At 63.1% G+C, this 1,922-nt stretch carries 1 protein-coding gene; it reads left to right on the top strand.

Annotated elements, in window-relative coordinates; genetic code table 11:
* Positions 1–528: 528 nt before the first annotated feature.
* A complete protein-coding gene (gene mobI, locus EJ903_RS26210) occupies positions 529–1,098 on the top strand; it encodes a conjugative transfer protein MobI(A/C) (protein WP_246016003.1) in 570 nt (189 codons plus the stop codon).
* Positions 1,099–1,922: the final 824 nt, after the last annotated feature.

The following is a 1,922-nucleotide window of genomic DNA, read 5'->3' as shown; positions in this document are numbered from 1 at the left end:
AGCCTGGATCAATCCGCCGACAAAACCGGAGACCATCCAAGCTTAATTCATAACTCCGGCTGTCTCACATTCGTTGACACGTTCCGCGACGCGCGGTGGGATCGGTTTGGGAGTGCAAACGGAACGCCGTTGGGAATGGCGTGGCATGGCACGGGACACGCGGCGGGATCGGTTTGGGAGTGCAAACGGAACGCCGTTGGGAACGGCGTGGTATGGCCCGCGACATGCGGCGGGATCAGTTTGGGAATGCAAACGGAACGCCGTTGGGAACGGCGTGGCATGGCACGCGACGCACGGTGGGATCAGTTTGGGAGTGCAAACGGAACGACCGGTGGGGAGAGTCGTGACGACATCCATTGACGGTCGGGTCGGGCGGCGGCATGTCGTGCAGGCACCGTGAGGAATGCCCCCCCACTTATTCCACACAGGTCGGGCATTTCCTGTATGGAATGACCCCCCCTTGTTCCATACAGTTAAGAGGATGGAACGACTGGGGGGCAGGCCAGGGGGCCGGGAAGGGGTAAAGCTGTGAGTGATAGATCAGCCGAGTGCGATAGGGAAGTTTATCAGGCGCTGCTCGCCGCCGTCAGGGTTGAACAGAGGCGGATTCTGGCCGACGCAAAGGCGGCGGAACACGTCTTCCGAGAGGCGCATTTTTTGGTGCGGGAGCGGCACCCCTGGAAGGAATGGGGGACCTACATGCCGTACATCCGGACGATAGCGGCAGGGGTGGGCTGCTATTGGGGGACCCTTAGCTTCCATGGGCCGCAGACAAAGCGGGAGATGCGGATCAAAGAATTTGGGCGAAAGGGGAAGTGGCGCTACACCTCTGCGCAATTCCAAGACGCGAAAGCGTGGGAGGTCGACGCGATAGAGGAGGCCGAAGAAATCTTCGAGCGGGTGCGGCGACGGACTGCGTTTCTGGCGAAGATCGTCCAAGTGACGAAAGGTGCTGCGGCAGCGGATGGAGTGCGCCTTGACGGGATGGCAGACGGCGTCGCAACCAACGCGGAGGCTGGAACCAAAGGCTTTCGCAGCGTGCTCGATGACTGGGTTCCGCCGAGCCGATTTGAGGGTATGCCGGAGCAGGGGGAGTAGGGCTTGCGTCTTTAGGAAATGAGGTGTCCTGGAAATAGAGGTGAGCGAGCAGCGCACTCCGATCAGGAGGAGCGGCAAATGCGGACCTTCCGGGATAACGAAGTTGACGACTGGGGCGACGTTTTCACGGCTCTGGGTATCCAGGCGCTGGGCGTCACGTTTGAGCAGTTCATTTGCGCACCAGGCGAGGCCATTGCAGCAGCGTCGTGTTCGTCGCGATCGTCGCGGTGGGGGCGATGGGCTGCACACCACCGCGTATCGGCGACGGCGTTGGCGAAGGTCGCCGTCGCTCGGAGCGGTCTGGACGCCGGGACGGCGGAGCGGCGGCTTGCGGGTGATCGGGAGCACGCGCGCCACGACGCGATGGCCCCGCTATCAGATGGCCTGACCGCTGCCACAGCGGCAACGGCGAAGCGCGTACAGGCGACCACGAAGACACAACACGGACGATGGTCGGTTCGGACAACATCGGGCAACGGTTGACGCACTGGAAGACCGCGTGTGCGCGGGCGGCGTGGATGGCGAAGGAGCGCATGCCGCATGACCTGCGGGTGGCCGCTGGTCGCGTCGGAGGACCCCATCAGCGCCGTAATTCCGGCGCCCCTGGTCGGGAAGGTGGACCAGCTGTACCAGACCCCCATGGGCGGGCTGCTGTTGGTTGGTACGCCTCCGGTGAACACCGCCTTGGCAAAGTAGGGTCTGACGTCCGAGTTTTGCGTTGCGCGTCATCGCGCGGACGCAAACGAGTTGCAAACGTCATGGCTTATCAGCGGGTCGAGGTTTTGACGGGCCGGGAACGGCGGCGGAGCTACACGCCGGCGGAG

The organism is Azospirillum griseum (assembly GCF_003966125.1).
Classification (GTDB): domain Bacteria; phylum Pseudomonadota; class Alphaproteobacteria; order Azospirillales; family Azospirillaceae; genus Azospirillum; species Azospirillum griseum.
This window is presented reverse-complemented; position numbering and strand designations above follow the sequence as displayed.